At 66.9% G+C, this 21,620-nt stretch carries 23 protein-coding genes and 2 pseudogenes; 6 read left to right on the forward strand and 19 right to left on the reverse strand.

Annotation, left to right across the window (positions count from 1 at the left end; genetic code table 11):
- Nucleotides 1–24 precede the first annotated feature (24 nt).
- Together ahpD and QA861_RS15450 are read left to right on the forward strand one after the other, a co-directional pair.
- Nucleotides 25–558, forward strand: a complete 534-nt coding sequence (gene ahpD / locus QA861_RS15445; RefSeq protein WP_334588902.1) for an alkylhydroperoxidase, AhpD family — start codon at nt 25–27, stop codon at nt 556–558.
- 158 nt (nt 559–716) lie between these two features.
- Nucleotides 717–1,655 (forward strand): M56 family metallopeptidase, encoded by a 939-nt coding sequence (locus tag QA861_RS15450; protein WP_334588903.1) that lies wholly within the window; start codon nt 717–719, stop codon nt 1,653–1,655.
- A gap of 181 nt (nt 1,656–1,836) precedes the next feature.
- On the opposite strand, the gene QA861_RS15455 is transcribed toward QA861_RS15450, so the two are convergent.
- From QA861_RS15455 to QA861_RS15470, 4 genes are all read right to left on the reverse strand, one after another.
- Nucleotides 1,837–3,369 (reverse strand): AI-2E family transporter, encoded by a 1,533-nt coding sequence (locus QA861_RS15455; RefSeq protein ID WP_334588904.1) that lies wholly within the window; start codon nt 3,367–3,369, stop codon nt 1,837–1,839.
- 208 nt (nt 3,370–3,577) lie between these two features.
- The gene (locus tag QA861_RS15460; protein WP_503461736.1) at nt 3,578–4,273 is read right to left on the reverse strand and encodes an aggregation-promoting factor C-terminal-like domain-containing protein; all 696 of its coding nucleotides are present in this window, start codon (nt 4,271–4,273) and stop codon (nt 3,578–3,580) included.
- A gap of 466 nt (nt 4,274–4,739) precedes the next feature.
- Complete coding sequence (gene phoH2, locus QA861_RS15465; protein ID WP_334588906.1) at nt 4,740–6,065, reverse strand: RNA 5'-3' helicase PhoH2; 1,326 nt, start codon at nt 6,063–6,065, stop codon at nt 4,740–4,742.
- A 358-nt stretch (nt 6,066–6,423) separates the two neighbouring features.
- On the reverse strand, nt 6,424–7,200 hold the full coding sequence (locus QA861_RS15470; protein WP_334588907.1) for an isoprenyl transferase: 777 nt from the start codon (nt 7,198–7,200) through the stop codon (nt 6,424–6,426).
- A 749-nt stretch (nt 7,201–7,949) separates the two neighbouring features.
- Between QA861_RS15470 and QA861_RS15475 the strand changes: the two genes are divergently transcribed.
- On the forward strand, nt 7,950–8,306 hold the full coding sequence (locus QA861_RS15475) for a DUF192 domain-containing protein (protein ID WP_334588908.1): 357 nt from the start codon (nt 7,950–7,952) through the stop codon (nt 8,304–8,306).
- 368 nt (nt 8,307–8,674) lie between these two features.
- Here the strand turns inward: QA861_RS15475 and QA861_RS15480 are convergent, their stop codons facing one another.
- On the reverse strand, nt 8,675–9,472 hold the full coding sequence (locus QA861_RS15480; RefSeq protein ID WP_334588909.1) for a class I SAM-dependent methyltransferase: 798 nt from the start codon (nt 9,470–9,472) through the stop codon (nt 8,675–8,677).
- A gap of 105 nt (nt 9,473–9,577) precedes the next feature.
- Here QA861_RS15480 and QA861_RS15485 point away from each other — a divergent pair.
- A pseudogene (locus QA861_RS15485) lies at nt 9,578–9,790 on the forward strand (mycothiol transferase); the annotation flags it as partial.
- Here QA861_RS15485 and QA861_RS15490 read toward each other — a convergent pair.
- Nucleotides 9,791–11,398, reverse strand: a complete 1,608-nt coding sequence (locus QA861_RS15490; RefSeq protein WP_334588910.1) for a transposase — start codon at nt 11,396–11,398, stop codon at nt 9,791–9,793.
- 103 nt (nt 11,399–11,501) lie between these two features.
- Here QA861_RS15490 and QA861_RS15495 point away from each other — a divergent pair, with 103 nt between their 5' ends.
- A complete protein-coding gene (locus QA861_RS15495; protein ID WP_334588911.1) occupies nt 11,502–11,912 on the forward strand; it encodes a mycothiol transferase in 411 nt (136 codons plus the stop codon).
- Here the strand turns inward: QA861_RS15495 and QA861_RS15500 are convergent.
- The 9 genes and pseudogenes from QA861_RS15500 to QA861_RS15540 form a co-directional block, all read right to left on the reverse strand.
- Entirely contained in the window at nt 11,907–12,440 is a 534-nt protein-coding gene (locus QA861_RS15500) for a GNAT family N-acetyltransferase (protein WP_334588912.1), read from the reverse strand. The genes QA861_RS15495 and QA861_RS15500 overlap by 6 nt on opposite strands.
- A gap of 55 nt (nt 12,441–12,495) precedes the next feature.
- Complete coding sequence (locus tag QA861_RS15505) at nt 12,496–13,380, reverse strand: LLM class flavin-dependent oxidoreductase (protein ID WP_334588913.1); 885 nt, start codon at nt 13,378–13,380, stop codon at nt 12,496–12,498.
- Nucleotides 13,381–13,421: 41 nt separating this feature from the next.
- Nucleotides 13,422–13,999 (reverse strand): annotated as a pseudogene (locus QA861_RS15510) (dihydrofolate reductase family protein).
- A gap of 123 nt (nt 14,000–14,122) precedes the next feature.
- On the reverse strand, nt 14,123–14,809 hold the full coding sequence (locus QA861_RS15515) for a hypothetical protein (RefSeq protein WP_334588914.1): 687 nt from the start codon (nt 14,807–14,809) through the stop codon (nt 14,123–14,125).
- Nucleotides 14,810–14,828: 19 nt separating this feature from the next.
- Complete coding sequence (locus tag QA861_RS15520) at nt 14,829–15,491, reverse strand: hypothetical protein (protein ID WP_334588915.1); 663 nt, start codon at nt 15,489–15,491, stop codon at nt 14,829–14,831.
- Nucleotides 15,492–15,518: 27 nt separating this feature from the next.
- Entirely contained in the window at nt 15,519–16,871 is a 1,353-nt protein-coding gene (locus QA861_RS15525; protein WP_334588916.1) for a putative T7SS-secreted protein, read from the reverse strand.
- The gene (locus QA861_RS15530; RefSeq protein WP_334588917.1) at nt 16,868–17,185 is read right to left on the reverse strand and encodes a DUF6317 family protein; all 318 of its coding nucleotides are present in this window, start codon (nt 17,183–17,185) and stop codon (nt 16,868–16,870) included. Before QA861_RS15530 ends, QA861_RS15525 begins: the two co-directional genes overlap by 4 nt.
- Before the next feature lie 126 nt (nt 17,186–17,311).
- Nucleotides 17,312–18,346 carry a hypothetical protein gene (locus tag QA861_RS15535; RefSeq protein ID WP_443041487.1) on the reverse strand — a complete coding sequence of 345 codons (1,035 nt, stop codon included), beginning with the start codon at nt 18,344–18,346 and terminating at the stop codon, nt 17,312–17,314.
- Nucleotides 18,334–18,993 (reverse strand): hypothetical protein, encoded by a 660-nt coding sequence (locus QA861_RS15540; protein ID WP_334588919.1) that lies wholly within the window; start codon nt 18,991–18,993, stop codon nt 18,334–18,336. Before QA861_RS15540 ends, QA861_RS15535 begins: the two co-directional genes overlap by 13 nt.
- Before the next feature lie 192 nt (nt 18,994–19,185).
- On the opposite strand from QA861_RS15540, the gene QA861_RS15545 reads away from it, so the two are divergent.
- Nucleotides 19,186–19,494, forward strand: a complete 309-nt coding sequence (locus QA861_RS15545) for a hypothetical protein (RefSeq protein ID WP_334588920.1) — start codon at nt 19,186–19,188, stop codon at nt 19,492–19,494.
- A 164-nt stretch (nt 19,495–19,658) separates the two neighbouring features.
- Here QA861_RS15545 and QA861_RS15550 read toward each other — a convergent pair whose 3' ends face one another.
- From QA861_RS15550 to QA861_RS15565, 4 genes are read right to left on the reverse strand one after another with little or no spacing between them, the layout of a single operon-like run.
- Nucleotides 19,659–20,276, reverse strand: a complete 618-nt coding sequence (locus QA861_RS15550) for an OmpA family protein (protein ID WP_334588921.1) — start codon at nt 20,274–20,276, stop codon at nt 19,659–19,661.
- Nucleotides 20,277–20,278: 2 nt separating this feature from the next.
- Entirely contained in the window at nt 20,279–20,875 is a 597-nt protein-coding gene (locus QA861_RS15555; RefSeq protein ID WP_334588922.1) for a hypothetical protein, read from the reverse strand.
- Between the two features lie 15 nt (nt 20,876–20,890).
- Complete coding sequence (locus QA861_RS15560; RefSeq protein ID WP_334590562.1) at nt 20,891–21,499, reverse strand: pilus assembly protein TadG-related protein; 609 nt, start codon at nt 21,497–21,499, stop codon at nt 20,891–20,893.
- Complete coding sequence (locus QA861_RS15565) at nt 21,496–21,618, reverse strand: hypothetical protein (RefSeq protein WP_334590684.1); 123 nt, start codon at nt 21,616–21,618, stop codon at nt 21,496–21,498. The genes QA861_RS15560 and QA861_RS15565 overlap by 4 nt, the downstream gene beginning before the upstream one ends.
- Nucleotides 21,619–21,620 lie beyond the last annotated feature (2 nt).

Below are 21,620 nucleotides of genomic sequence, written 5' to 3' on the forward strand. Positions count from 1 at the left end.
TCTGATCAATGGTGGTGAGTGGGTATGGGCCTCGCGGAACTGAAGTCCGCCCTGCCGGACTACGCGGCGGACCTGCGCCTCAACCTGGCGAAGGTCGTCGACGGCTCCCGTCTCACCGGGCAGCAGCTGTGGGGCACGGTGCTGGTCTGCGCGATCGCGTCCCGCTCGCCGCGTGTGCTGCGCGAGCTGGGGCCGGAGGCCAGGGCGCGTCTCTCCCCGGAGGCGTACACGGCCGCGCGCTCCACCGCCGCCGCGATGGCGATGAGCAACGTCTTCCACCGCACTCGCCATCTGCTCTCCGACCCGGAGTACGGGCGGCTGCGCGCCGGGCTGCGGGCGAACGTGCTCGGCGACCCGGGCGTGGAGCGGACCGACGTCGAGCTGTGGTCGGTGGCGGTGTCCGCCGTCAACGCCTGCGGCGCCTGTCTGGACGCCCACGAGCGGGTGCTCCGCGCGGCGGACGTCGACCGGGAGACGGTGCAGGAGGCGTTCAGGATCGCGGCGGTCGTCCATGCCGTCGCCACCACGCTGGACGCGGAGGCGATCCTCTCCGAGTAACCGTCGCGCGGTCGCGTGGGTGACCGAGGGGTCCCAGTGGGTGACTGGACGCGGCGAGCGGTACGTCCGACAATGGGCGCACCCTCTCTCCGTTCGTCGCCGCCTTCGTCGTACCGGCCGCGAGGACCGTCCTTCTCCGATTGAGGGAGCCACCCGCAATGACCGTCGTCCTGGTACTGATGGCCGCCGTCGCCCTGACCGCCGCCGCTGTCCTGCCGCGTGTGCTGACCCGGGCCGGCTGGCCCGACCGGGAGCCGGTGCTGGGGCTGTGGGTGTGGCAGTGCCTGGTCGCGACCGTGCTGGTGTGCTGCCTCGCCGCGCTGCTGCTGGGCACGACGGCGGCGTTCGGGACGGCTGGGGCCCACGCCTTCGCGCCGGCGCCGCCCTCGGTCACCGCCGCCTACCAACTGGGGCGGGCGCCCGTCTGGCTCACCGTACTGACGCTGCTGCTGGCCTGCGGGGCGGCCTGGACGGTCGCGATGCTCGCCCGGGAACTCGCCGAGGCACGCAGGCGGCGTCGACTGCGGCGCGTCCATCTGCGGGAGCGCGCGCCGGACCTGCCCGCCGGTTTCCCGGCCGCCCGGGGGCCGCTGCTGGTCCTGGAGGACGAGTATCCCGACGCCTGGCTGCTGCCCGGCCCGACGCCCCAACTCGTCGTCACCACGGGCGCGTTGCGCCGACTGTCCGACCACGAGCTGGACGCCGTACTCGCCCATGAACTCGGTCATGCCCGTGCCCGCCACGACTGGCTGCTGCATCTCTCGCAGGCGCTGGCCACCGGCTTCCCGCGCGTCCCCGTCTTCGCGCACTTCCGGGACCAGACGCACCGCCTGGTCGAACTGGCCGCCGACGACACCGCGTCCCGGCGCTGCGGCCACCGCACCACCGCGCTCGCCCTGATCGAACTCAACCGGCACCGGGGCGTGTTGTCCTGCGCGTGTACCCGCGGGCAGCTCGGCGACCGGGTCGAGCGACTCCTGGCGCCTCCGCCGCGTCTGGACGCCCCGTACCGCGCCGCCGCCCTCCTGGCCGCCACGGTGGCCCCGCTGATCCCGTTGCTCATCGCTCTGGGCCCGGCGCTGAAGGTCCTCAACTGAGCGACCCGGAGGGCGCGTTCCGAACCGCCCGCCCGCGGCGCTCGGCCGACCGTCCGGTGTCGTGCGCCTGAGTTTCCAGGCAGTTCCGGCTGAGTCGCGGGCCGTCAACGCGCCTCAGCGGTGGTGGGAACGCGACCACCGAGACGAGAGAAATCTACCTACGGATTTCAGGCGCAGCAGACTAGTGCGCCGAGCCCGAATCCGAGTCGGACGGCGGCGACGGCGGCGGACTGTCTTCGGCCTGCCCGGTCCGCTCGGGCTGTTGGGTTCGCTCGGTTCGCCGTTGCGACCGTGTCAGCGCGATCTCCGACGATGTCGCCCCGCGCGGCTTCGGTGCGTGGTGCAGCGCCGCCGAGTCCTGGGTGTGGGCATGGGAGTACACGCGCAGATAGCCGACGACCGTGTTCGTCACCGCGACCAGCGGTACGGCGACCACCGCGCCGCCGATCCCCGCCACCATGCCGCCCGCCGCCACGGACAGCACCACCGCCAGCGGGTGGACCCGGACCGCCCGGCCCAGGATGAACGGCTGCAGGACGTGACCCTCGATCTGCTGTACGGCCAGCACCACCGCGACCACCAGCACCGCCGTGAAGACGCCCTGGGTCACCAGCGCCACCACCACCGCCAGAGCGCCCGAGGCGACCGCGCCCACCAGCGGGATGAAGGAGAACAGGAAGATGAAGACGGCCAGCGGGACGGCCATCGGCACGTCCAGGAAGTAGATGCCGAGGCCGATGAAGATGGCGTCGATCAGAGCCACTATCACCGTGCCCCGCACATACGCCGTCAGCGTGCGCCACGCTCGCGGTCCCGCGCCGGCGACACCGGGCCTGGCCGCCGCCGGGACCAGCTTCAGCGTCCACTCCCAGATGCGCCTGCCGTCGTAGAGGAGGAAGAGGGTCGAGAAGGCGGCCAGCAGTATGCCGGTCAGCGCCTCGACGATGACGGTGACGCCCTCCAGGCCCACCGACGTGATCGAGTCCGTGTTGGCGCCGATCGCGTTGCGCAGATTTTCGGCGATCTTGTTGATCTGCTTGTCGGTGACGTGGAAGGGGCTGTTGAGCAGCCAGTTGCGCAGTTCGTCGATGCCGTCCTGGACCTGGTTGGAGAGCTGGTCGGTGTTCTCTATGACCTGCCAGGTCACGAACCAGCCGATCAGCCCCATCACGACGAACCCGAGGATCGCGGTGAGCGCGGTCGCGGGCCCACGCGGCATGCCCCACCGGGTGAGGCGGGCGACCGCGGGCTGGAGCAGCGCGGTGATGAGCAGCGCCACCACGAAGGCGAAGACGACGAGTTGGACCGCGCCGATGACCCGCATCAGCACCCAGAGCGTGCCGGCGAGCACCAGCAGCCGCCAGCCCGCCTCGGCCGCGACCCGTACGCCCCACGGGACGACGGAGGCGGGCTCGGGCCGCACGGCGATCACGCCGGGGCCGGTGGGGGTGGTCGTGGTGCGGGCCCGGGGAAGCTGTTCGGGCTCATCGTGCTCGCGCTCGTCGGATTCGACCCGGGGTCCGTGCTCGTGCCCGCGCCCATGCTCGTCCCCGTGGTCGGGCGGTGAGGCGTCCGGCCGTGACGGAGTGCCTCGCGGCGAGTCTCCGTCGTCCGTGTGCTCCTTCTCCACCTCGGCCCGGCGTGCGTCCAACCGCTCACCCAGCTCGGTGAGTCGGCCACCGATCCGGCCGAGCAAATGCGGCACTCGCGACATGATCCGCCCTCGTCCCCCGTCTCTCCCTCTGCCCATCGATCTCCCCCCAAGCCTCCAGAGCCTCGGGAGCAGCGGTCCACGTCCGACCGTACATGGCCGAAGCCCCTCACCGAAGGACGGTGAGGGGCTCGGAAAGGTTGAGACAACTGAGCTGAGACAACTGAGCGCGGAATCCGCAACAGTCGCAGCAGGCTCAGTAGTAGCAGGCTTAGTAGTAGTTGTTGGCCTGCCAGAAGTTCCACGCGCCGCACGGGCTGTCGTAGCGGTCGTTCATGTAGCTCAGGCCCCATTTGATCTGGGTTGCCGGGTTCGTCGCCCAGTCGGCGCCCGCCGAGGACATCTTGGAACCCGGAAGCGCCTGCACCAGGCCGAACGCGTCCGAACTGGGGTTGTCCGCCTGGTAGTTCCAGCTGGACTCGTGGTCCACGATGTTGCTGAAGCACTGGAACTGGTCCGCCGGGACGATCTGGCGGGCCATCTCCTGCACATCGGCGATCGAGTACGAGTTCTGCAGCGGGAAGCTGGAGGCGTCACGCGTCGCGGAACGGCTGGCCGCCTCTTCCGCTTCCTTGCGTGCCTTCGCCTCGGCCTCGGCCTTCTCGGCCGCCTTCTGCTTGGCCACCGCGTCCTTGGCCGCCTGCTTACGAGCAGACTCCTCGGCGTCCTTCTTGGCGGTGGCGTCTGCGGCGATGGCCTGGACATCGGCCTGCTGCGTCAGGGACGCGGTCTGCACCTCGGCCTGGGAACCCACGGGAATGTCCGTGAGCAGCGTGGTGTCGCCTACCAGTGCCTCGGCGTTGTTGGGGGTCCCGGTGTCGCCCGAGGCCACACCCGTAACTGCGCCGACAGCGGTGACCGCGGTGGCCGAAGCCACTGCGAGTCCCCGGACCGAAATCCGGCTCACACGGTTTCCTTCCAGCATCGCCCGCTTCGGTGACCCTGGCGGACGCAATCTTGCCCCCAAGACGCTGGCCTCCCAACTGCGGGGTCACGGGAGACACGGGCCCGGTGGGCAACTCCTTTGCGGGGAGCGCCGCGTGGTGCACGGGCGGCATACGACGACGGTATGGAGTTGAAGGCGGTGCTTCGGTGGTGCCGTACTACTGGGGGTACAGATGTGTCGTATGCGGGGCCTGACAGGAGTGAGACTCTGCCGCACCCGGACGCGGGTGGCAATTCTGAGTTGCGTGTGAAAGCTCACACCTCGTTTGCCCCCGGTGATTTCAGGAAAGCCGCAGACGCGGAAGCGCCGCCCGGCTAGGCTCTTCGCCTTTGCCGGACGGCGCCTCTTTCGTGAAACACTTGAACTACGCGGTAACCGGACGCAATTACCCAATCGCCCGAGCGAGTTCCTATCTGCCCAACCAGGGTCAGATCTGCCCGTCCTCCAGCATTTCGGTCACCAGTGCGGCGATCTGGGATCGCTCGGACCGGGTGAGGGTGACGTGCGCGAAGAGCGGGTGCCCCTTCAGCTTCTCGACGACCGCCACGACACCGTCGTACCGGCCGACCCGCAGATTGTCCCGTTGCGCCACGTCATGGGTGAGAATCACCCGCGAGTTGGAGCCGATGCGGGACAGCACGGTGAGCAGGACGTTCCGCTCCAGCGACTGTGCCTCGTCCACGATCACGAACGCGTCGTGGAGCGACCGGCCGCGGATGTGGGTGAGTGGCAGCACTTCGAGCATGCCGCGTGCGGTGATCTCCTCGATGACCTCGCGGCTGGTGACCGCGGACAGCGTGTCGAAGACCGCCTGCGCCCAGGGGCCCATCTTCTCGGACTCGGAACCGGGCAGATAGCCGAGTTCCTGTCCGCCCACCGCGTACAGCGGCCGGAAGACCATCACCTTCTGGTGCTGCCGCCGTTCCAGCACGGCTTCCAGCCCCGCGCACAGCGCGAGCGCCGACTTGCCGGTGCCGGCCCGGCCGCCCATCGACACGATCCCGATGTCCGGATCGAGAAGGATGTCGAGCGCGATCCGCTGCTCAGCGCTCCTCCCCTTGATACCGAACGCCTCGCGATCCCCGCGTACGAGGCGGACGTTGCCGTCGGCCGTGACGCGCCCGAGCGCCTTGCCGCGCTCCGACTGGATCATCAGCCCAGTGTGTACCGGCAGCTCGGAGGCCTCGGGGACGTAGGTGTGACCGTCCTCGAAGAGGAGGTCCACCTGCTCGCCCGGCAGGGTCAGTTCGGACATTCCGGTCCAGCCGGACGAGCCCGTGATGGCCAACTCCGCGCGGTACTCCTCGGCGAGGAGACCTACGGACGAGGCCTTGATCCTGAGTGGTAGGTCCTTCGACACGACCGTGACGTCGTATCCCTCGGCCTGCAGATTGCGGGCGACCGCGAGGATGCGGGAGTCGTTGTCCCCCAGGCGATAGCCACTTGGCAGCACGCTGGGGTCCGAGTGGTTGAGCTCGACACGGACGGTCCCACCGAGCTCCCCGATCGGAATCGGGGCGTCGAGACGACCGAACCGGACGCGGAACTCGTCCAGCAGGCGCAGGGCCTGCCGGGCGAAGTACCCGAGTTCGGGATGGTGCCGCTTGGCCTCCAGCTCCGTGACCACGACGATCGGCAGCACGACTTCGTGCTCCTCGAAGCGGTTCAGGGCGCCTGGATCGGCCAGCAGGACGCTGGTGTCGAGAACATAGGTGCGCCGGTCTGGCATACGGCGCTTTGTGCTGGTCACCACGGAAGGACGTACCCCCTCGGATGAGGTCGGGGAGCGACGAAGGAGATCTGGACCGGTCGACGGCCCCAGTGCGCGGGCCGAGAACCGGCCCTCCGCCTGTTCGCCCGTGCTGTGACCACACGGTCGGGCTGGTGCAAAGGGCCTCCCGGGCGGACGGCCCCGTGCCGTCCGCTGAGATACGACACCCGTGGTTCGGGTGTCGACCTGCTTGGCTTATGCCCTCGAACGTGCGCGGCCATGCCACGACAAACGGCGGCGCGCTGGTGAACTCCTTGTTACATCCGTCCCAGGGAGGGCGAATTTCACTCCGTGGGCCCATTCCGTGCCCACTCGGAGCCGGTTCGGCTCCGGCCCCGGGTCAGCCGCCGAAGCGCCGGTGGCGGGCCGCGTAGTCACGCAGGGCACGCAGGAAGTCGACCTTGCGGAAGGCCGGCCAGAAGACCTCGCAGAAGTAGTACTCCGAGTGGGCCGTCTGCCAGAGCATGAACCCGGAGAGCCGCTGCTCGCCGCTGGTGCGGATGACGAGGTCGGGGTCGGGCTGGTCGCTGGTGTAGAGGTGCTTGCCGATCATGTCGACGTCGACGCTCTCGGCGAGTTCCTCCAGCGAGGTGCCCTTGTCATGGGCGTCGAGCATCATCGAGCGCACCGCGTCGGCGATCTCCTGCCGGCCGCCGTAGCCGATGGCGACGTTGACCAGTATCCCGCCCGACACGTGCGCGGTGGCCTCTTCGGCCTCCTTGAGCTGGGTCTGCAACTGCCCGGGGAGCAGGTCGAGGTTGCCCACGTGGTGGACACGCCAGCGGCCGTCGGCGGCGAGAGAGGTCACGACGTTCTCGATGATCTCGAGAAGCGGCGCCAACTCCTCCTGCGGACGGTTGACGTTGTCCGTGGAGAGCAGCCAGAGGGTGACGACCTCGACGTCGGTCTCGGAGCACCAGCCGAGGAACTCCTCGATCTTGTCCGCGCCGGCCCGGTGCCCCTGGGCGGTGGTGGAGCCGGCCGCCTTCGCCCAGCGGCGGTTGCCGTCCACGATGACGCCGATGTGCTTGGGCACCTGGTCGTGGTCGAGGTGGCCCTCCACCCTGCGTGTGTAGACCCTGACCAGCAGTCGGCGCAGGTTGTCGCGCAGGTTCACGTGTTTGTCAGCCCCTCCGTACGGATCGGACAGGCGCGGCCGGCGCGATCCCTGGCGCGATTTCCTGCCCGTGTGGTGGTCCTCGGGGTGGCGATCCCCGGAAGGGAAGCGTACCGCTGCGGGACGGGGGGTCCTGCGCGCGGGAACAGGGGCGGTGCGCTCAGGGGGCCATCGGAGGGCAAAGGGGACCTTGCCACCAAGACCTTGCCTCCAGGACCTCCAGGACCTTGCTTCCACGAGAGGAGGGGGCGCGGAGCAGGGGGAGCAAGGGGGCCAGGTAGTGCGTGAGGGAGGTGGTCGAGAAGCGTGCGGAAGGCGGGCTCGGAGAGCGGCGGTATCCGGCTGGCTCCGGCCGGGCACAAAAAACGGGCCGGTCCGTGGGGGGGAGACGGACCGGCCCGAGGGGGGGCTTCCACCATAACCCTTCGTGAGTGATGCTGCGTACATCGACGCGGAACAACTACTCTCCGAAGTCACCCGGCAACGCGCGGATGGCCTCGGAAGCCCGTTTTCACGACCGGATCATGGCTGGAAAACAGCTGATTCCCAGGAAATAGCGCGAGATTCTGGGTGATCCGGAGGCATCCAGCGGGTTTCATCCCCTGGTCCGGCACTGCCCGTCAACCCCGGAGCCATCCGGGTGCCGGACGGGCGCCAGGAAGGTTCCGAGGGGGTTCCGAACCCGTCACCCCTCCCCAGGGCGACCCTGTCGCGAACGCTTGCTTGACGCCGTCGTTAACTTCGCAGCCATGGCCACGTTCACCACCACAGAGACACCGGAGCCGATTCCACTGGAGCTCGCCGAGTCGGGTCGGGCACGCCGACGCGGACTGCTGGGCCGGGACGGAATCGAGGGCGCACTGCTGCTGACGCCCGCGAGTTCGGTCCACACGTTCGGAATGCGATTCGCGATCGACGTCGCCTATCTCGACGGAAAGTCGCGGGTCCGGGCGGTAAGAACCATGCGTCCGGGCCGAGTTGGACTCCCCCGTCCCTGGGTCCGGTCGGTCCTGGAGGCGGAGGCCGGAGCCCTGGACAGGTGGGGAGTTCGGCGGGGCGTACGACTCACGATCCAGGCCGACGGCGCGACACCCGAGGACTACTGAGCGGGCGGCGGGACGGGCTCGCGCCAGCCCGGGACAGACGGACACGGCACCGCGCAGACCCCTCCTCTGCGCGGTACCGTCCACGCAGCTTTGCTGACGCGAATTACCTTTGCCTTAATTTACGCGACGCCGACCCGTGCCCACGAACCCCAGCGATAACGATGTGGAAACCTCGTGAAACCTTTTCGGGCATACACACACATGTCGCACGGGCGGCAGCAGGACGGTCGGAGGACAGCCCTCCTTCCGCTGGATTTTCGCCAATATTCGGACGAGGGCGAGCGATATCCGGATGCCCATGGGCAGCATGTTGCGTTATGTAACAAATAACCCGAATTAGCCACCCAGGTCTCCGATTGAGGGGCAGCTCAGTCGGAAGGCTTGTGGGCCTCGAAGAGATGGCGGCTGCTGTGCGCCACGAATGAGCCCTCGGCCTCGATCAGCTCGTGCAGGGACCGGAGTTGGGGCCGGTAGGCGTCGACAGTGAACCCCGGCACCATCCAGATCACCTTGCGCAGGAAGTGCACGACGGCGGCGATGTCGTAGAACTCCATCCTCAGTCGCTCGGCGCGCAGTTCGACGATCTCCAGCCCGGCGGCCTCCGCGCCGGCCCGCTCACGGTCGGGATGGCGGGCGTTGCGCCCCTCGTCCGGCTGGGGCCCGAGGAAGTGCTCGACGAGTTCGTACGCGCTGGCGGGCCCGACGTGCTGGGCGAAGTACGTACCGCCGGGTCGCAGGACGCGGGCGATCTCGGTCCAGTGCGGAGCGACGGGGTGCCGGCTCACGACCAGGTCGAAGGCCTCGGCGGTGAAGGGCAGCGGCGCGTCGTCCGGTACGGCGACGACCGCCGCGCCGCGCGGGTGGAGCAGGGCGGTGGCCTTGGCGACGTTCGGCGGCCAGCCCTCGGTGGCGACGGTGAGCGGGGGCAGCTTCGGGGCGGTGTTGAGCACCTCTCCGCCCCCGGTGTGCACGTCGAGCGCGGCGGACACGCGGGCCAGCCGCTCCCCCATGGCCCGGGCGTATCCCCAGGAGGGCCGCGCCTCGGTGGCCCGCCCGTCGAACCAGGAGAAGTCCCAGCCGTCGGTGGGCACGGCGGCGCCTTCGGCGAGGAGTTGCTCGAAGGTGGGCGGAGACGTGGGTGCGGGCGCGGGCGTAGGCACGGACATGGAAGTGATGTTCGCAGGCGGATGTCAGTGGCCGCTGATAATTCCGAGGCGGCACGAAGCGGTATGAAGCGCTGGAGGGCCGGGAGCGGGAAGGTGGTGCGGGACATGCTGTACGCCGATGACGAGACGACAACGCTGCGCGCGAAGCTCGACCAGGAGCGGGACGCGGCGCTGTGGAAACTGGAGGGCCTGGACGAGGAGCAGGTCCGCAGGCCGATGACACCCTCGGGAACGAGTCTGCTGGGCCTGGTGAAACATCTGGCGTCGGTCGAGTACGGCTGGTTCGTGGCGACGTTCGGCCGGGAGACGGAACCGTTCCTAGGGACTGAGCGGAAGTGAGTCCTGTTGCCAGGTCTCATGCTCGGCCGAACGCCCCGGACGGTGTTGGGCGTTCTGGTTGCCCGCGTTCGCTCCGCGTCCGGGCCGGACGGATCGTGTCCGTGGTCCGGGGATGCGGGGGCGGGTTCCCTCACGCCCAGGAACACGCCGACCGGCCTGGACGGTCCGATGCCCCTGCTCATCACTCCGGTGAGCTGGGGGCGGTGCCGTCCGTCGCCGGATCGGGTGTCCCTGGGCGCGCCTTCCGATCGCCACGGCAGCAGCATCATGGCGAGTTGTCTTACAGGTGGTTGTGGTGAGGGGCTTCTGCCAGTGCTGGGCACCCCACCGGCTGGTGTAGGCGGGGTCCACGGCGATGACCGCGATACCCGACTGGTCGGCCATCGAGGACAGCCGGGCGCGGAGTTTGCCGGTGGGCATGCCGGAGATCAGCTGCCGGAAGCGTTTCCTGCGTCCGTGCTTCTCCCGGGTCTTCTCCCCACCGAAGTCCAGGTCCTCCACCGCGATCGCCTTCACACCACACGTTCGGGCCCAGTGCAGGAGGCGGGTGAGAGCGTGCCGGACCTGGGCGTCGCGGTGTCCGGCGGTACCGGTCAGGTCGTAGGAGAAGCGGCGCGGGCTGCCGGTGGGGTTGCCGTGGGTGTCGAGGTGCCAGGCGGCCAGGTGGTCGGCGTTCATGTCGACGCCGATCACCCCGTGGGCGAGCGCGGCCTCCATCGGCACGGTCGAGGTGGGCGGGATCTGCCAGGACGCTGTCACGTACCAGCGGTCCCGGCCCGTGTCCAGGTGGATGCGGTAGGCGATCGCCCGGTTCGCCGCGACGCGGTCCGCCCACTCGCCGCCCCGGTGCGCGAACACGACCCGGCAGGCGAGGACGTACCGGCCGTGCGGGGCGTTCGCCAAATACCCCAGCGGTGCGGGGAGTTTGATGCTGACCTCGCCGTCGGGGCTGATACGGATGGTCTCGTTGCCGTAGCGCTTCCCGGACTCCCCGTCCGCCTGGCAGAACCAGCGCTCCGCCTCCCACCGCCCACGCCACCCGGACTCCGTCAGACCGGCCTCGGGCAGGTGGTGCCGGGTACGGGCCAGTTGCTTCCCGCCCCGCACGACATGCACGACACCGGCCTCGCGGTCGGCCCGCGCGACGGCCAGCCGGTCCTGAAGCACGCGCAGCCGCCGGGACTTCGCATGCCACTCCCGCTGGGACCGGTAACCACCAGGCGCCTTCTTGCTCCCCTTCTGCCCGACCGGCAGCGACAGCCGATGCGTGAGGGTGCGGACGCCCGCTTCCAGATTCTGGACATGCGCCGACTGACAGCGCCGGGCCAGCGCCCACAGATCATGCGTGGCCTTGGTGATACTGCCAGCCCACCGCGACGACGAGACCGGGGTCAACTCCCGCTTCCGCACCGCCCACGCCGCACCGGAATGCTCCAGACCATCCCGGCAGCGTGCCTTAAGATCCCTCGACGCCAGCGACCCCAGATGCGCTCCCACCAGCCGCAGCACCTTCTCATCGCCCGGCGTCAGCTGCTTGAGGCGGGTCCGGATCGCCACACCGGACGGACCGGACGCGACGAACGGCACCGCGATACTCCTCAGCCCACCCACCCCGCCACCCCCAACCGACCCCGCCCGAAGATCCCGTCGCCAGGGGAAACGACCACCACCCGAGAAGGTCACACATTCGATGAGAGAACGTCAGTTCCGCAACCGAAAGCCGACACACAGCCGAGGAGCGCAGCACGGCACAAACCATCCACACTCACTCCCACTCACTAGACGCTCTCGAACACACTCCAGCGACAACAGCTCCAAACCCCTCTGGTTCGACCCGTACCTCGGGGAGGACATGACCGCCGGCCCGGACGAGACCAGGGCCCGGATCACCGACTTCTACGGCCGCGCCCGCGCCGCCGCCGACCGTGTACTGACGGAACTCCCGCTGGACACCGTGGGCAAGCCGGCATGGCGGGACGACGAGTGCTCCCTGCGCTGGGTCCTGGTACGTATGACGGCGGAGACGGCACGGCACGCGGGGCACATGGACATCGTGCGGGAGTTGATCGACGGGGGAACCGGGGAGTACCGCCCGTCATGACCCGACTGGGCTCTCCTGGTTGCCGAGGACCAGCAGGACGTGCTCGTCCTCGCCGTGGCGGACGGTACCGGTGTGACGGAAGCCGTGCTTTTCCAGGAGGCGGACGGAGGCGGTGTTCCCGGCGAAGGGGTCGGCGTACAGGGGCCGGTGGGTCTCCCGCCGCAGAAACTGACCCAGGGCGACGGTACCGACGCCTCTCCCCCAGTACGGCCGCCCGAGCCAGTACCCGACGAAGCGATCTCCACCGACACCCTGTTCGCCCGCCCACCAGGCGACGATGCTGCCGGCGGGTTCACCGTCCACGGTGACCATCTGCACGAACACGGTGCTGTCGCCGAGGATCCTCGACTTCCAGTGCTTCATGAAGGCGTCCCGCGGCCGAGGAGTGAACCGCGACCGCCGGCCGGCTTCGGGATCGTGCTCACAGAGAACCAGGAACTCCAGGTCGGCTTCGGTGACGTCACGGAGTCGCACGTCGTCATTGCCGGTGAAGTTGTCAGTGACGTTGTTGGTGACGTTGTCGGTCATGGTGGGGAGTGTGGCAGGGGGCACTGACATTTCCCGGGGAGGGCGGCACGCGGAGTCAGGGGACGAGCGCCCGGACTTCCTCGGCGACGAACCGTACGAAGCCCTCGTGGTCGGGCTCGTCGCCGGTCGGCTGAAGAATGACGGTGTCGGCCCCAGCCTCTACGAGACTCCCCACGGCCTTGGCAACAGCACCGGCGTCCCCGGCGACGCCGAGACCAGGTACGGAGGCCAGCCCCTCGGCGACCAATTCGAGACGGAGCCGCTCGTCGGCGTCGGCCCCGGTGGCAGCGATGAGATAGACGACGACACGGTGGGTCTGCCCCGCGGCGTCCGTCCGGCCTGCGGCCACCCGCCCCTCCTCGATCAGCTGCCGGGCCCGACGCACCCCGTCGGGCGCAGTACCGGCGTGGAGAACGGTCCCGTCCGCCACTTCCCCGGCCAGCCGGAGTGAACGGGGCCCGGTGGCCCCGGCGAGCAGGGGCAGCCCGGGCTCGGGGGGCCAGTCGAGGCCGACGTCGTCCAACTTCACGTACCGCCCCTCTACGGTGACCCGTTCACCGTCGAGCAGTGCGCGCAACGCGAGCAGATGCTCCCGCAACAGAGTGAGCGGCGACGCGACCCGCACCCCGACCTGCCCCATCCAGTCCTGCACCCCGTGCCCGAGGCCGAGAACGGCCCGCCCCGGAAACAGACGGTGCAGGGTGGCGGCCTCCATCGCGGTCAGGGCGACATTCCGGAGTGGTACGGGGAGCAGGCCGACCCCGACCCGGACGCGCTCGGTCCAGGCGAGGGCAGCCGCGGCGGCGGAGACACCCCCTTCACGGAAACAGTCCTCCCAGAGCCACAGCTCCTCGATCCCGGTGGCGTCGGCGAGCTGAGCGAGGGCGCGCAGCCGCTCGGGCGGGAGTTGGGGGCGGAAGACGACGCCGAGAATGGTCATGGTGCCTTCCTATCGAGCGTGGCCGCGGTTGTACAACACCATTACTGGCCGTGGCTACTGACACGCTCGTACCGCAGGAGGACGACGCCGTTGCCGAAGGTACGTGTCTCGGCATGCCGAAGCCGGGTGAGGCGGTCGGCCTCGAGGAAGAGCGGTCTGCCGCGTCCGAGCAGCACGGGATGGACGCAGAGATGAAACTCGTCGAGGAGGTCGTGCCGCATGAACTCGGCGGCAAGCTCGGCACCACTGACCGCGAGATCCCCGCCGGCCTGCTCCTTCAGCGCCCGGATGTGCTCCGGGACGACTTCTCGCACGACGGTGGTGTTCCAGTCGGCATGCTCCAGCGTCCGGGAGAACACGTACTTCGGCATGTCCCGCCAGATCCCGGCGAACTCGACGACGACTGCGGGGCAGTCGGGGTCGGAGTCAGCGGTGGGCCAGAAGTCGGCCATGAGCTGATGGGTCAAACGCCCACTGAGAAAGGCCCCCATGGCCTTGGTCCGCTGATTGAAGTACCGGTGAAGCGCTCGTCGTCGACCATGTGCCAGTCGATCTCACGATTGAGTCCCTCGAAGTAGCCATCGAGGGAGACGGACATCATCAGGATGACTTTTCGCATGGAACATTCCTCATCGATGTCTGGGCTGCGGCTGAAACTCACGGTACTCACCCGGCGCCACCCAAGGAACTGTTGCCACGCACGCTTACGTGTTGCTGGCGCCAGAAGGCCGCAGGTGCAACCTCAAAGATTTTTACTCGCCACGAAGTTCAGCGGATTCTCGAAGCTGACTGTCTCGGCAATCTGCTGGATGATTCCGCGATACTCCGCTCTGCGAGCCACCGCTGTCGTACTGACCGTCAAAACAGCCAAGCGCTTGCAGTCTGGATGAGGCAGGTGCGCGTGGATCTGAATGAGCGGCTGCTGTTGAAGACCGCTTTCGGCTGACGGAGTCAGCGTGCTCTCGCTGAGCGTCGCAGGCCCACAAGGAAGTTCGAGGAATTCGATACCCGTATGCCCGTCGGCGGACGTCACCGCACGGGCGGCGGTGACGCCTCGCGGCGCGACTGCCGTGTCACGCCAGGCGATCGTAAAGAAGGAGAGCAGCGGCTGGCTGCTGTTTGCGCCTGTCTCGTCCACGTCGTCGCGATGCAGGCCGATGGAGCAGTGCACCGTACCGAACTCACGCAGCGTCCCCAACAGTTGCTGTCCAGAAGCGACATTGGCGATGAACTGCTGGCGGAGCAACTCGTCAGGTGCCGAGTCGAGGAAGGGGGCGACAGCAGCATGCAGGTCGTCGGCCGCCGGGGAGCCGGGCTCGGAGAGGAAAACTTCGAAGGGAAGGGCGGTGAAGCCAGCGGGCTCAGCAAACCAGAGTTCCGCTTTTGGATCATTGACGGAATCATGCAGGACAAAAGCGACAGTCTTCACGGTGCATTCCGAATACATCTCAAGAATGGGCAGGGTAAATGCCGACGCGTCGACCGCGCTCGATGTCCTCCGAAGTAGCACCCCAGTCCGTGAAGCTCTGACCATCTTTTACCTCTGCCCGCTGTTCAAGAACTTGCATGCGGCGAGGCCTATCTCCGTCTTGCGTGGACGTAGCGATAAGACCGATGAAACGAGGATCACCAGCGAACCAGATAACACCAATCTGCGACTTTAGCACCACCTTGGTACGGGGAGCCATCCGGCGGTGCCACCATTCCGTACGGATATGCTGAGAGAAAACAAGGGGAAGTGGCTGATCAAGGCGTGCAGGATTGGAGAACTCGAACCAACCGTAATGTTTACCAGAGACGTTCGGATGATTATTCAGTCCATGTGAAACATCGCGCAGCACCTGCCATGGATACGTCTGCAAGATGCGTCGCATGCGGAAAGCCGGAGAAAAGTAGCGCAACTGAGTCACGGCTCGATAGAAGCAATATCCAAGAGGCAGCACGAAAAGAAAAACGAACCCCGGCGACAAGAACACAACAAGCACATAAAGCAGGCCGACCCAAACGGCAAGCCAGCCGATGAAGCCAACAACATTCATCACCATGTGTGCCGTCCAGGCCCGACGGGTGGCTGGATGCTCCCAGGCAATCGGGTAGTGAGTGGGGCTCATGGACTGTACCTCTCCGATCGGTAAGCGTCAGAAGACATGGCGGGCAAGGTCGAGGATCCCACCGTTGTCCAGGATGAGGCGCGTGCCATCAATACCTGCGACCGTCCCGTCCTTGACCTCACTGTCGTCCGCGTCCACCATTTTGCTATACAGGCCGAAGCCACCGGTACCGACGCCGACCGCGCTCGACGTCACTGCCACAGCTTTAGCTACGGCTTCAGGATTGCTGACACCCCTCACCGCCCGCGCGACAAGCGGGTTGTCCAACTGGGCGACGCCCTGCATGCTGTCCATCGTCCTGGTGCCGAACATTGCCATCTTCTGACCGAGGGAGAGGGCTTCCCCCCCGACCCTGACGGCATTTACCGTCCCTTTAACCCCAACGACTGCTGCCCCTAGCCCCGGGAGCGTACCCATTGCGTCAGCCCCGACAGTGACCGCGTTACTCCAGAAATCGACGTCGAACTCGCCCTTGATGAAGCCATCTTTCAGGGACTCCCAAACTTCAGGTTTCGCATAGAGGCGAACTCCCAACGCTGTTGCACTCAGCACAGACGCTGCGAGCAGCAACGCGGCCACCATCGCGACTCCCAACGGACCGGCGAAGATGATCGCTACCAATCCAACGACACCGGCCACGAAACTCAAGATGTCCGGCAGGTTGTCCCCGAGCCAGTCGAGCGCCTCGTCGAACCATCCCGGCTCGTGCGGCGCCAGCTTTTTCGTAGCGTCACGGATCTTCGTTGCCCGGTACTTCGCCCTGTCCTCGTGCTCTTCAGCCAGCGTCCGAGCCCTGCCCCGGATCTTCTCCAGCTCGGCCTCGGCCCCTTCCACATCTGTGTTCGCGCGGGTCAGTGCCTTCTTCGCGGCGTCGTGATCCGCGCCTTTCTTGTCCAGGCCCGGATCGTCGCCGGCCTCGGTTGCGCGCCCCTTCGCCCGGTCGACCACACCCTGGGCTTCCCTTGCGTCCTCTTCGAGACGCTTGGCTCGACGCTGGAAGTCGTCGAGTTCGCCTTCCCAACGGTCGAGTTGCTTGGCCGCCTTACGGATGGAGTGCGCCGCGTTCTTCAGGTTGAGCGGCAGCGGGCCACCGTCGAGCTGCTCCCGGAAGGCTACGGCCGCATCACCTTCCCAGTAGCTGCCGTCCATCAGCTTGGTGACGAGCTCATGTGTCGTTTCAAGGACCTTCGCGCAACCAGCGAGCTTCTTGTACAGCCCCCGCACGGTCTCAGTGGAGCCCGGCACGGGGTTGAACCCCAGGTGCTGGTAGCCAATGTCCGGGCCGGGCCGATAGGACTTCAGCCCCTGCGGAAGGTCTCCGTTCCTACGCGCCTGGGAATCTGGGTACGGCGACGGTTCGACACCTGGAGCAACGCTCACTTTTTTCCTCCGCCCTTGCCATCCCGGGCCTTTTTCAAAGCTTCCTCAAGCGCCTTGTCGACCTCGCGGTAGCTGTCCTTGCTCTTCCCGATGATGTCGGCAAGGTCATCGGTCTGCTTGCCGATCTCCTCGCTGCCGTACTTCCAGTCCTCCTGGAACTCTTGGCACGCAGAGTCCAGATCGTCCGTGCCGAGTCCGGTGATCGTCGCGTCCGACAGCGCTTTACGGACACCCTTGAGCGAGTCGGTGGACTTGCTCAACATCCTCATGAACCGCGCGAGTTCATCACCGTCGACCGCCAGACGCTCCGCCATGCTCCCGTTCCCTCTCCCCGTTTCCAGCTGCCACGAGCAAGCGGCTGTACCCATGCCGCCTGTCGCACCGCCCGGGGCGACCGCGCCAGGAGGGCAAGCGCCCAAGGTCTCAACTCGCCGGTGCTGTCAGCGGTTTACGGCCTGGATCTCTTGTACGACGACGTCCTGAGTTGCGCCAAAGCTGCCGTCGGGAAGGTCACCGCCTGCGCCGCCGGAACCGGTCCAGGTGGTCTTCCAGGTGACCGTCGCCTGGAGCGGATACGTACCGTCGCCCGAGGAGCGCAAGTACTTCACACCACAGGGCGGGGTCTCTTTGGCCTTGCCCTCGGCGTAGGGCTCGCCGATGCTGCCGTTACTGATCGCGCAAACGCCGGATGCCGGGTAGGTCGCCGCCTCCGCGGTGCCCGGCTCGATCCTGAGAGAGACCGGTTCCGCCGTCGCGGTCGCATACATATTGAGCACCGGCACGGACGCTGACACGGATACCGCCTTGAAGGCGGCACCGTCGAGCCAGGCCCAGGTGGGGAGGTTGACCTTGGTGGGGCCGGCGGGGGCGAGGGCCACTTCGGTGCCCGGAACGCGGATCTCGTTGTAGGCGAGTCCGGCGAGGATCTCCGGGGTGATGACGTTCTCGACGTTGGCGGGCGGTGCGTCGCCGGTGTCCACCCAGAAGTAGTCACGTTTGCAGGCGTCCCAGCCCGGCGGGTAGGACTTGTTGACGTAGGAGCCCCACCAATAGCCCTTGCCGGTCTTGTCCTTGTTGAAATCCTTCGAGTGGTCGTCCGCGTTGAGGAACGTCTTCCGCTGCTCGGCATCCCACTCATAGCCCGTGGACTCCGCCGCCCAGACCGGCTCCTTGACCTTCTGTAACTGCTCAGGCGTATACGTCGGGGCATACCAGCAGGCGGGCGGCGTCCAGGACGTCGTCGGCGTCAGCGCACCCGTGGAATTGCCCTTACCGTTCTTCGAACGGTCGAAGATGGCATCACCGACGGACACAGAAAGGTTGCCGTCAGCGTCGGCATTGGCTTCCTGTTCTGTGCTATCACGGCTGCCACCCTCTTCACGTCCTCCGGCGTAGGCCACGGGGGCTGCACACACGGGCACAGAGATAAGCGTAAAGAGCGTCGCGATTCTTACCAATTTGCTTACGGCTGGCACGCCTTGTTCCCCCGGTTCGACGCGACGGCGGTAGTCTGCCAGACACCCTCGGCATTCTTGGCAAGCTTGGTGTTGTAGAGCACGTAGCTGTTCGCCGTTGTCGGCGTATTCTGGATCTTTCCTGTCTTCTTGTTTTTGATGAACGATTTACTCTCGTCGGAGCAATAGGTGACATACACCCCTCCGCCCCCAGGAACGGTCACCTTGTAGTCGAAGTAGCGGGTCTCACCAACCCATGTGTGGTTCTTCTTGATATATCCCAGCACATAGGTGATCGACCCGCTCAGAGCCTTGTCGGTGTTGTAGAAGCCAAGGGCCTTGGTGTCTGCACTCCCCTCGAAGATCGCTTCATCCACAGAGTTGACACTAAGCGTGCTGTCCGCGAGGGCCGCGTCTTTCACTGCGTCGCCCGACTTCTGGTATTCGAAGACATTTTTAGCGTCGGGCGGGAAGGTGATCTTCGGACGCCCGGCGGAGTCCGACGCGCTCGGACTGGGGAATACTGGCGCTTCACTCCCGGTGTCGGATCCCGCGATCTTGTCGTTGACCTTGCCCTTGAAGCTGTCATCGCTACCGCACGCAGACAGCGACAAAGCCGCAGCGGCGGTCAGTGCGAGCGCTGCGAGCAGGGTGAGGCGGCGGTTCACGGTCGACTCCCGGTGAGGCGAGGGTTCTCTTGCGCGAACCAAAGCTATCCATCGACACCCAGGTCGACCCGTCAATCACCGGGACGTACAGCCTCAAATCGACCACCACGTAACCCACTTGGCCGGTAACGGTTACATAGTGCGGCGGCCTGCTCACCACAGTGCGCGACGAGCGGGCCGTTGAGCAGAATCGTGGCATCGTCCGCGTGGCAAACTTGGCGCTCCGGCTTACGCAGCGCGCTCACCGAAGGCCACCGTCGTGCCGCCGCCGGCCACTACGTGCAGCTCTACTGGTCCGTCCAGCTCACCTGCCAGACGGACCAGAAGGTCAGCAGTGACAGGCAGGATCCCGCCCGGTTCCAGCGCTACCACCGCATCGGCGGTCATTCCGAGGCGTTCGCCCGGCGCATGATTGACGTAGGTCAAGGGATGTACGCCAACGCGGCACTGACCCCTGCGGCCTCCCGCGACCTGATCCACCAACTCGCCCACGACCTTTAGGGAAGAGATCGTGACTGGCATCGACCGACTAGGACGGCAACGCTGCGCTATCTCTCGGAGATCCAGGAAAGGAGACCCCAGGGTGTGACATGTAGAAGCCGCTATCCGGTACCGACGCCCCACTGCGGCTCCTCCGCAAGGTGGAGGTCTCGGCGGAAGAGACCTCACTCCCCCTTCTGGAACGTCACCTCCACCCGCCGGTTCTTGCGTCGGCCCTGTTCCGAGGTGTTGTCGGCGATGGGGTAGTCCTCGCTGTAGCCGCGCACCTGGAAGGTGACGTCTCCGCCCAGGCCGGCGGCCAGTACGTCGTGGACCATCTCCGCTCGGTTCTTGGAGAGGGTCAGGCCGTGGGCGTACGAGCCGAGGTTGTCGGTGAAGCCGAAGACCCTGACGTTCGTCGCCTTCTGTGCCTTTATCTCGTCCGCGATCGCCTGGATGCGGGAGCGGGCCTCCGGGTTGAGCTTCGAGCTGTCCTTCGGGAAGAGGACCTCCGCCTGAAGGGCGAACGTCACCGTCTCGCTCGTGTCGACGCGACGTTCCTCGCCACCCATGTCCTCCACGACCGACTTGATGTCGACGACCTTGGCTGCGGCGAGCGTGGCGCCGTCGGCCAGTTTGAGGCCGGGGCTGTTCGCATCCAACTCTGGTGGTGGAGAGGTCGTGACCGAGCCCGGGGGCGCGCTGGGATCGTCCGCGGCAGCAGGCGGACCCGCCAGGGAAAGGGTGGCGAGTACGGCCAAGGCCGTGAGTACCGTCGAGGTGGGGCGCCCGGTGACGGCCATGGTCACTCGCCTTCGGAGATTTCGATCGACGCCGGAGGCATCGTGCCTACCAGGAAGTCGACCTGAGTGGAGTCCTCCGGAGGGGCGGGGAACTGGGCGAACCAGTCGGTCGTCTGTCCTGCGTCTACGCCGCCTCCCTCGAACTTCGTGCACAGGCAGCGCCCATCGGTGTCCCGAAGGACGAGGTACTTCTTCTTGGCCTTGCTGTCCACCAGTGCCGCTCCGGCGAGGGAGGAACCGTTCTTACTCAACTCACGTTCGTCACCGCGCCAGTCCGCCGCGATCCAGAACTCCCCGCCGTTGTTGGTGACCGTGCCGTTCACCGTGACAAAGCCACCCTGGTCCCGAACGGCCGAGGTGACAGTGAGTGTGATGTCGCCGTTCTTCACTTCGGCCAGCGCCGGCTCAGCGGCCGGTGCCGGAGTGTCCGTCTTCTTTTCTCCGCCGCCCTCGGTCCGGCTCGGTGCCGATGAAGACGCCTTGCTGTCCGTCTTGTCGCCGTCTCCTCCCCCACAGCCGGCCACCGTGATGAGCAACCCGGTCGCGATCGCCACCGCGGTCACTGCCCTACGGCTCTTCATGGTGTGCCGAAACTTCATCGGTACGACTTCCTCTCACTCGGCCAGATGCACGGAGAACAGCACGGACGCGTCGGGGAAGTCGTCCGGATCGAAATCTACGGGGTCGATGTTCACGATCTGGCCGTCACAGTCCAGCTCGATCGGCTTCGTGGGATCCGCAGCCGGGTCGAAATCGCAGCGGGGCTGGATGACGGCGACGGCATGGGCCTTGGCGTGCATGTCCTCCGTGCCCGGAATGATCGACGCCCCGACCGTGTTGGTGGTCTCCACGGCGACCCGGAATCCGGGGTAGCCGTCCATCACGACGGGTTCGGCGCCGCCCTGGACAGTTGAGTCGTTCGCGGCAGCCAGTGTCTGCGCGGCCTCGGTGGCCCCGACAGCCGGCGGATGCTTGCCGTTCAGCCAGTCGAGCCAGTCGCCGCCCTGTCCGATCGTGCCCGTCAACGTGTCCACCAGCTCATCCCGGGCGTCCTGTGCCGCCGCCAACGCAGCAGCGTCCGCCGCGGATTGAGCTCCATTGCGGACGGACGCTGCTTGGGCGAACACAAAGAACGCGACGGCGGCGAAGAGCAGAATCCCCGTAAGCCAGATGTAGATCGGCAGAGTCTGCCCACGATCACCCAGAAGCCGTGCGGCGGTCAGCCGCCTGTCACGCTGGTGACCGCGGTCCGAATCGCCCCCGAGATCATGCCGTCCAGTCCGATTTGGTCGATCAGCGTAAAGATCCCCGCAATGATGATCATCAGGCCCGCGTACTCCACGA

Source organism: Streptomyces sp. B21-083, assembly GCF_036898825.1.
GTDB lineage: Bacteria > Actinomycetota > Actinomycetes > Streptomycetales > Streptomycetaceae > Streptomyces.

Excerpts from the sequence above, each read along its gene's own strand:
- QA861_RS15530 (WP_334588917.1), bottom strand. The coding sequence starts at position 17,185 with ATGGCGGAGCGTCTGGCGGTCGACGGTGATGAACTCGCGCGGTTCATG.
- ahpD (WP_334588902.1), top strand. The coding sequence starts at position 25 with ATGGGCCTCGCGGAACTGAAGTCCGCCCTGCCGGACTACGCGGCGGAC.
- QA861_RS15520 (WP_334588915.1), bottom strand. The coding sequence starts at position 15,491 with ATGAGCCCCACTCACTACCCGATTGCCTGGGAGCATCCAGCCACCCGT.
- QA861_RS15505 (WP_334588913.1), bottom strand. The coding sequence starts at position 13,380 with ATGACCATTCTCGGCGTCGTCTTCCGCCCCCAACTCCCGCCCGAGCGG.
- QA861_RS15495 (WP_334588911.1), top strand. The coding sequence starts at position 11,502 with ATGAGAGAACGTCAGTTCCGCAACCGAAAGCCGACACACAGCCGAGGA.
- QA861_RS15450 (WP_334588903.1), top strand. The coding sequence starts at position 717 with ATGACCGTCGTCCTGGTACTGATGGCCGCCGTCGCCCTGACCGCCGCC.
- QA861_RS15555 (WP_334588922.1), bottom strand. The coding sequence starts at position 20,875 with ATGAAGTTTCGGCACACCATGAAGAGCCGTAGGGCAGTGACCGCGGTG.
- QA861_RS15475 (WP_334588908.1), top strand. The coding sequence starts at position 7,950 with ATGGCCACGTTCACCACCACAGAGACACCGGAGCCGATTCCACTGGAG.
- QA861_RS15550 (WP_334588921.1), bottom strand. The coding sequence starts at position 20,276 with ATGGCCGTCACCGGGCGCCCCACCTCGACGGTACTCACGGCCTTGGCC.
- QA861_RS15500 (WP_334588912.1), bottom strand. The coding sequence starts at position 12,440 with ATGACCGACAACGTCACCAACAACGTCACTGACAACTTCACCGGCAAT.
- QA861_RS15455 (WP_334588904.1), bottom strand. The coding sequence starts at position 3,369 with ATGTCGCGAGTGCCGCATTTGCTCGGCCGGATCGGTGGCCGACTCACC.
- QA861_RS15480 (WP_334588909.1), bottom strand. The coding sequence starts at position 9,472 with ATGTCCGTGCCTACGCCCGCGCCCGCACCCACGTCTCCGCCCACCTTC.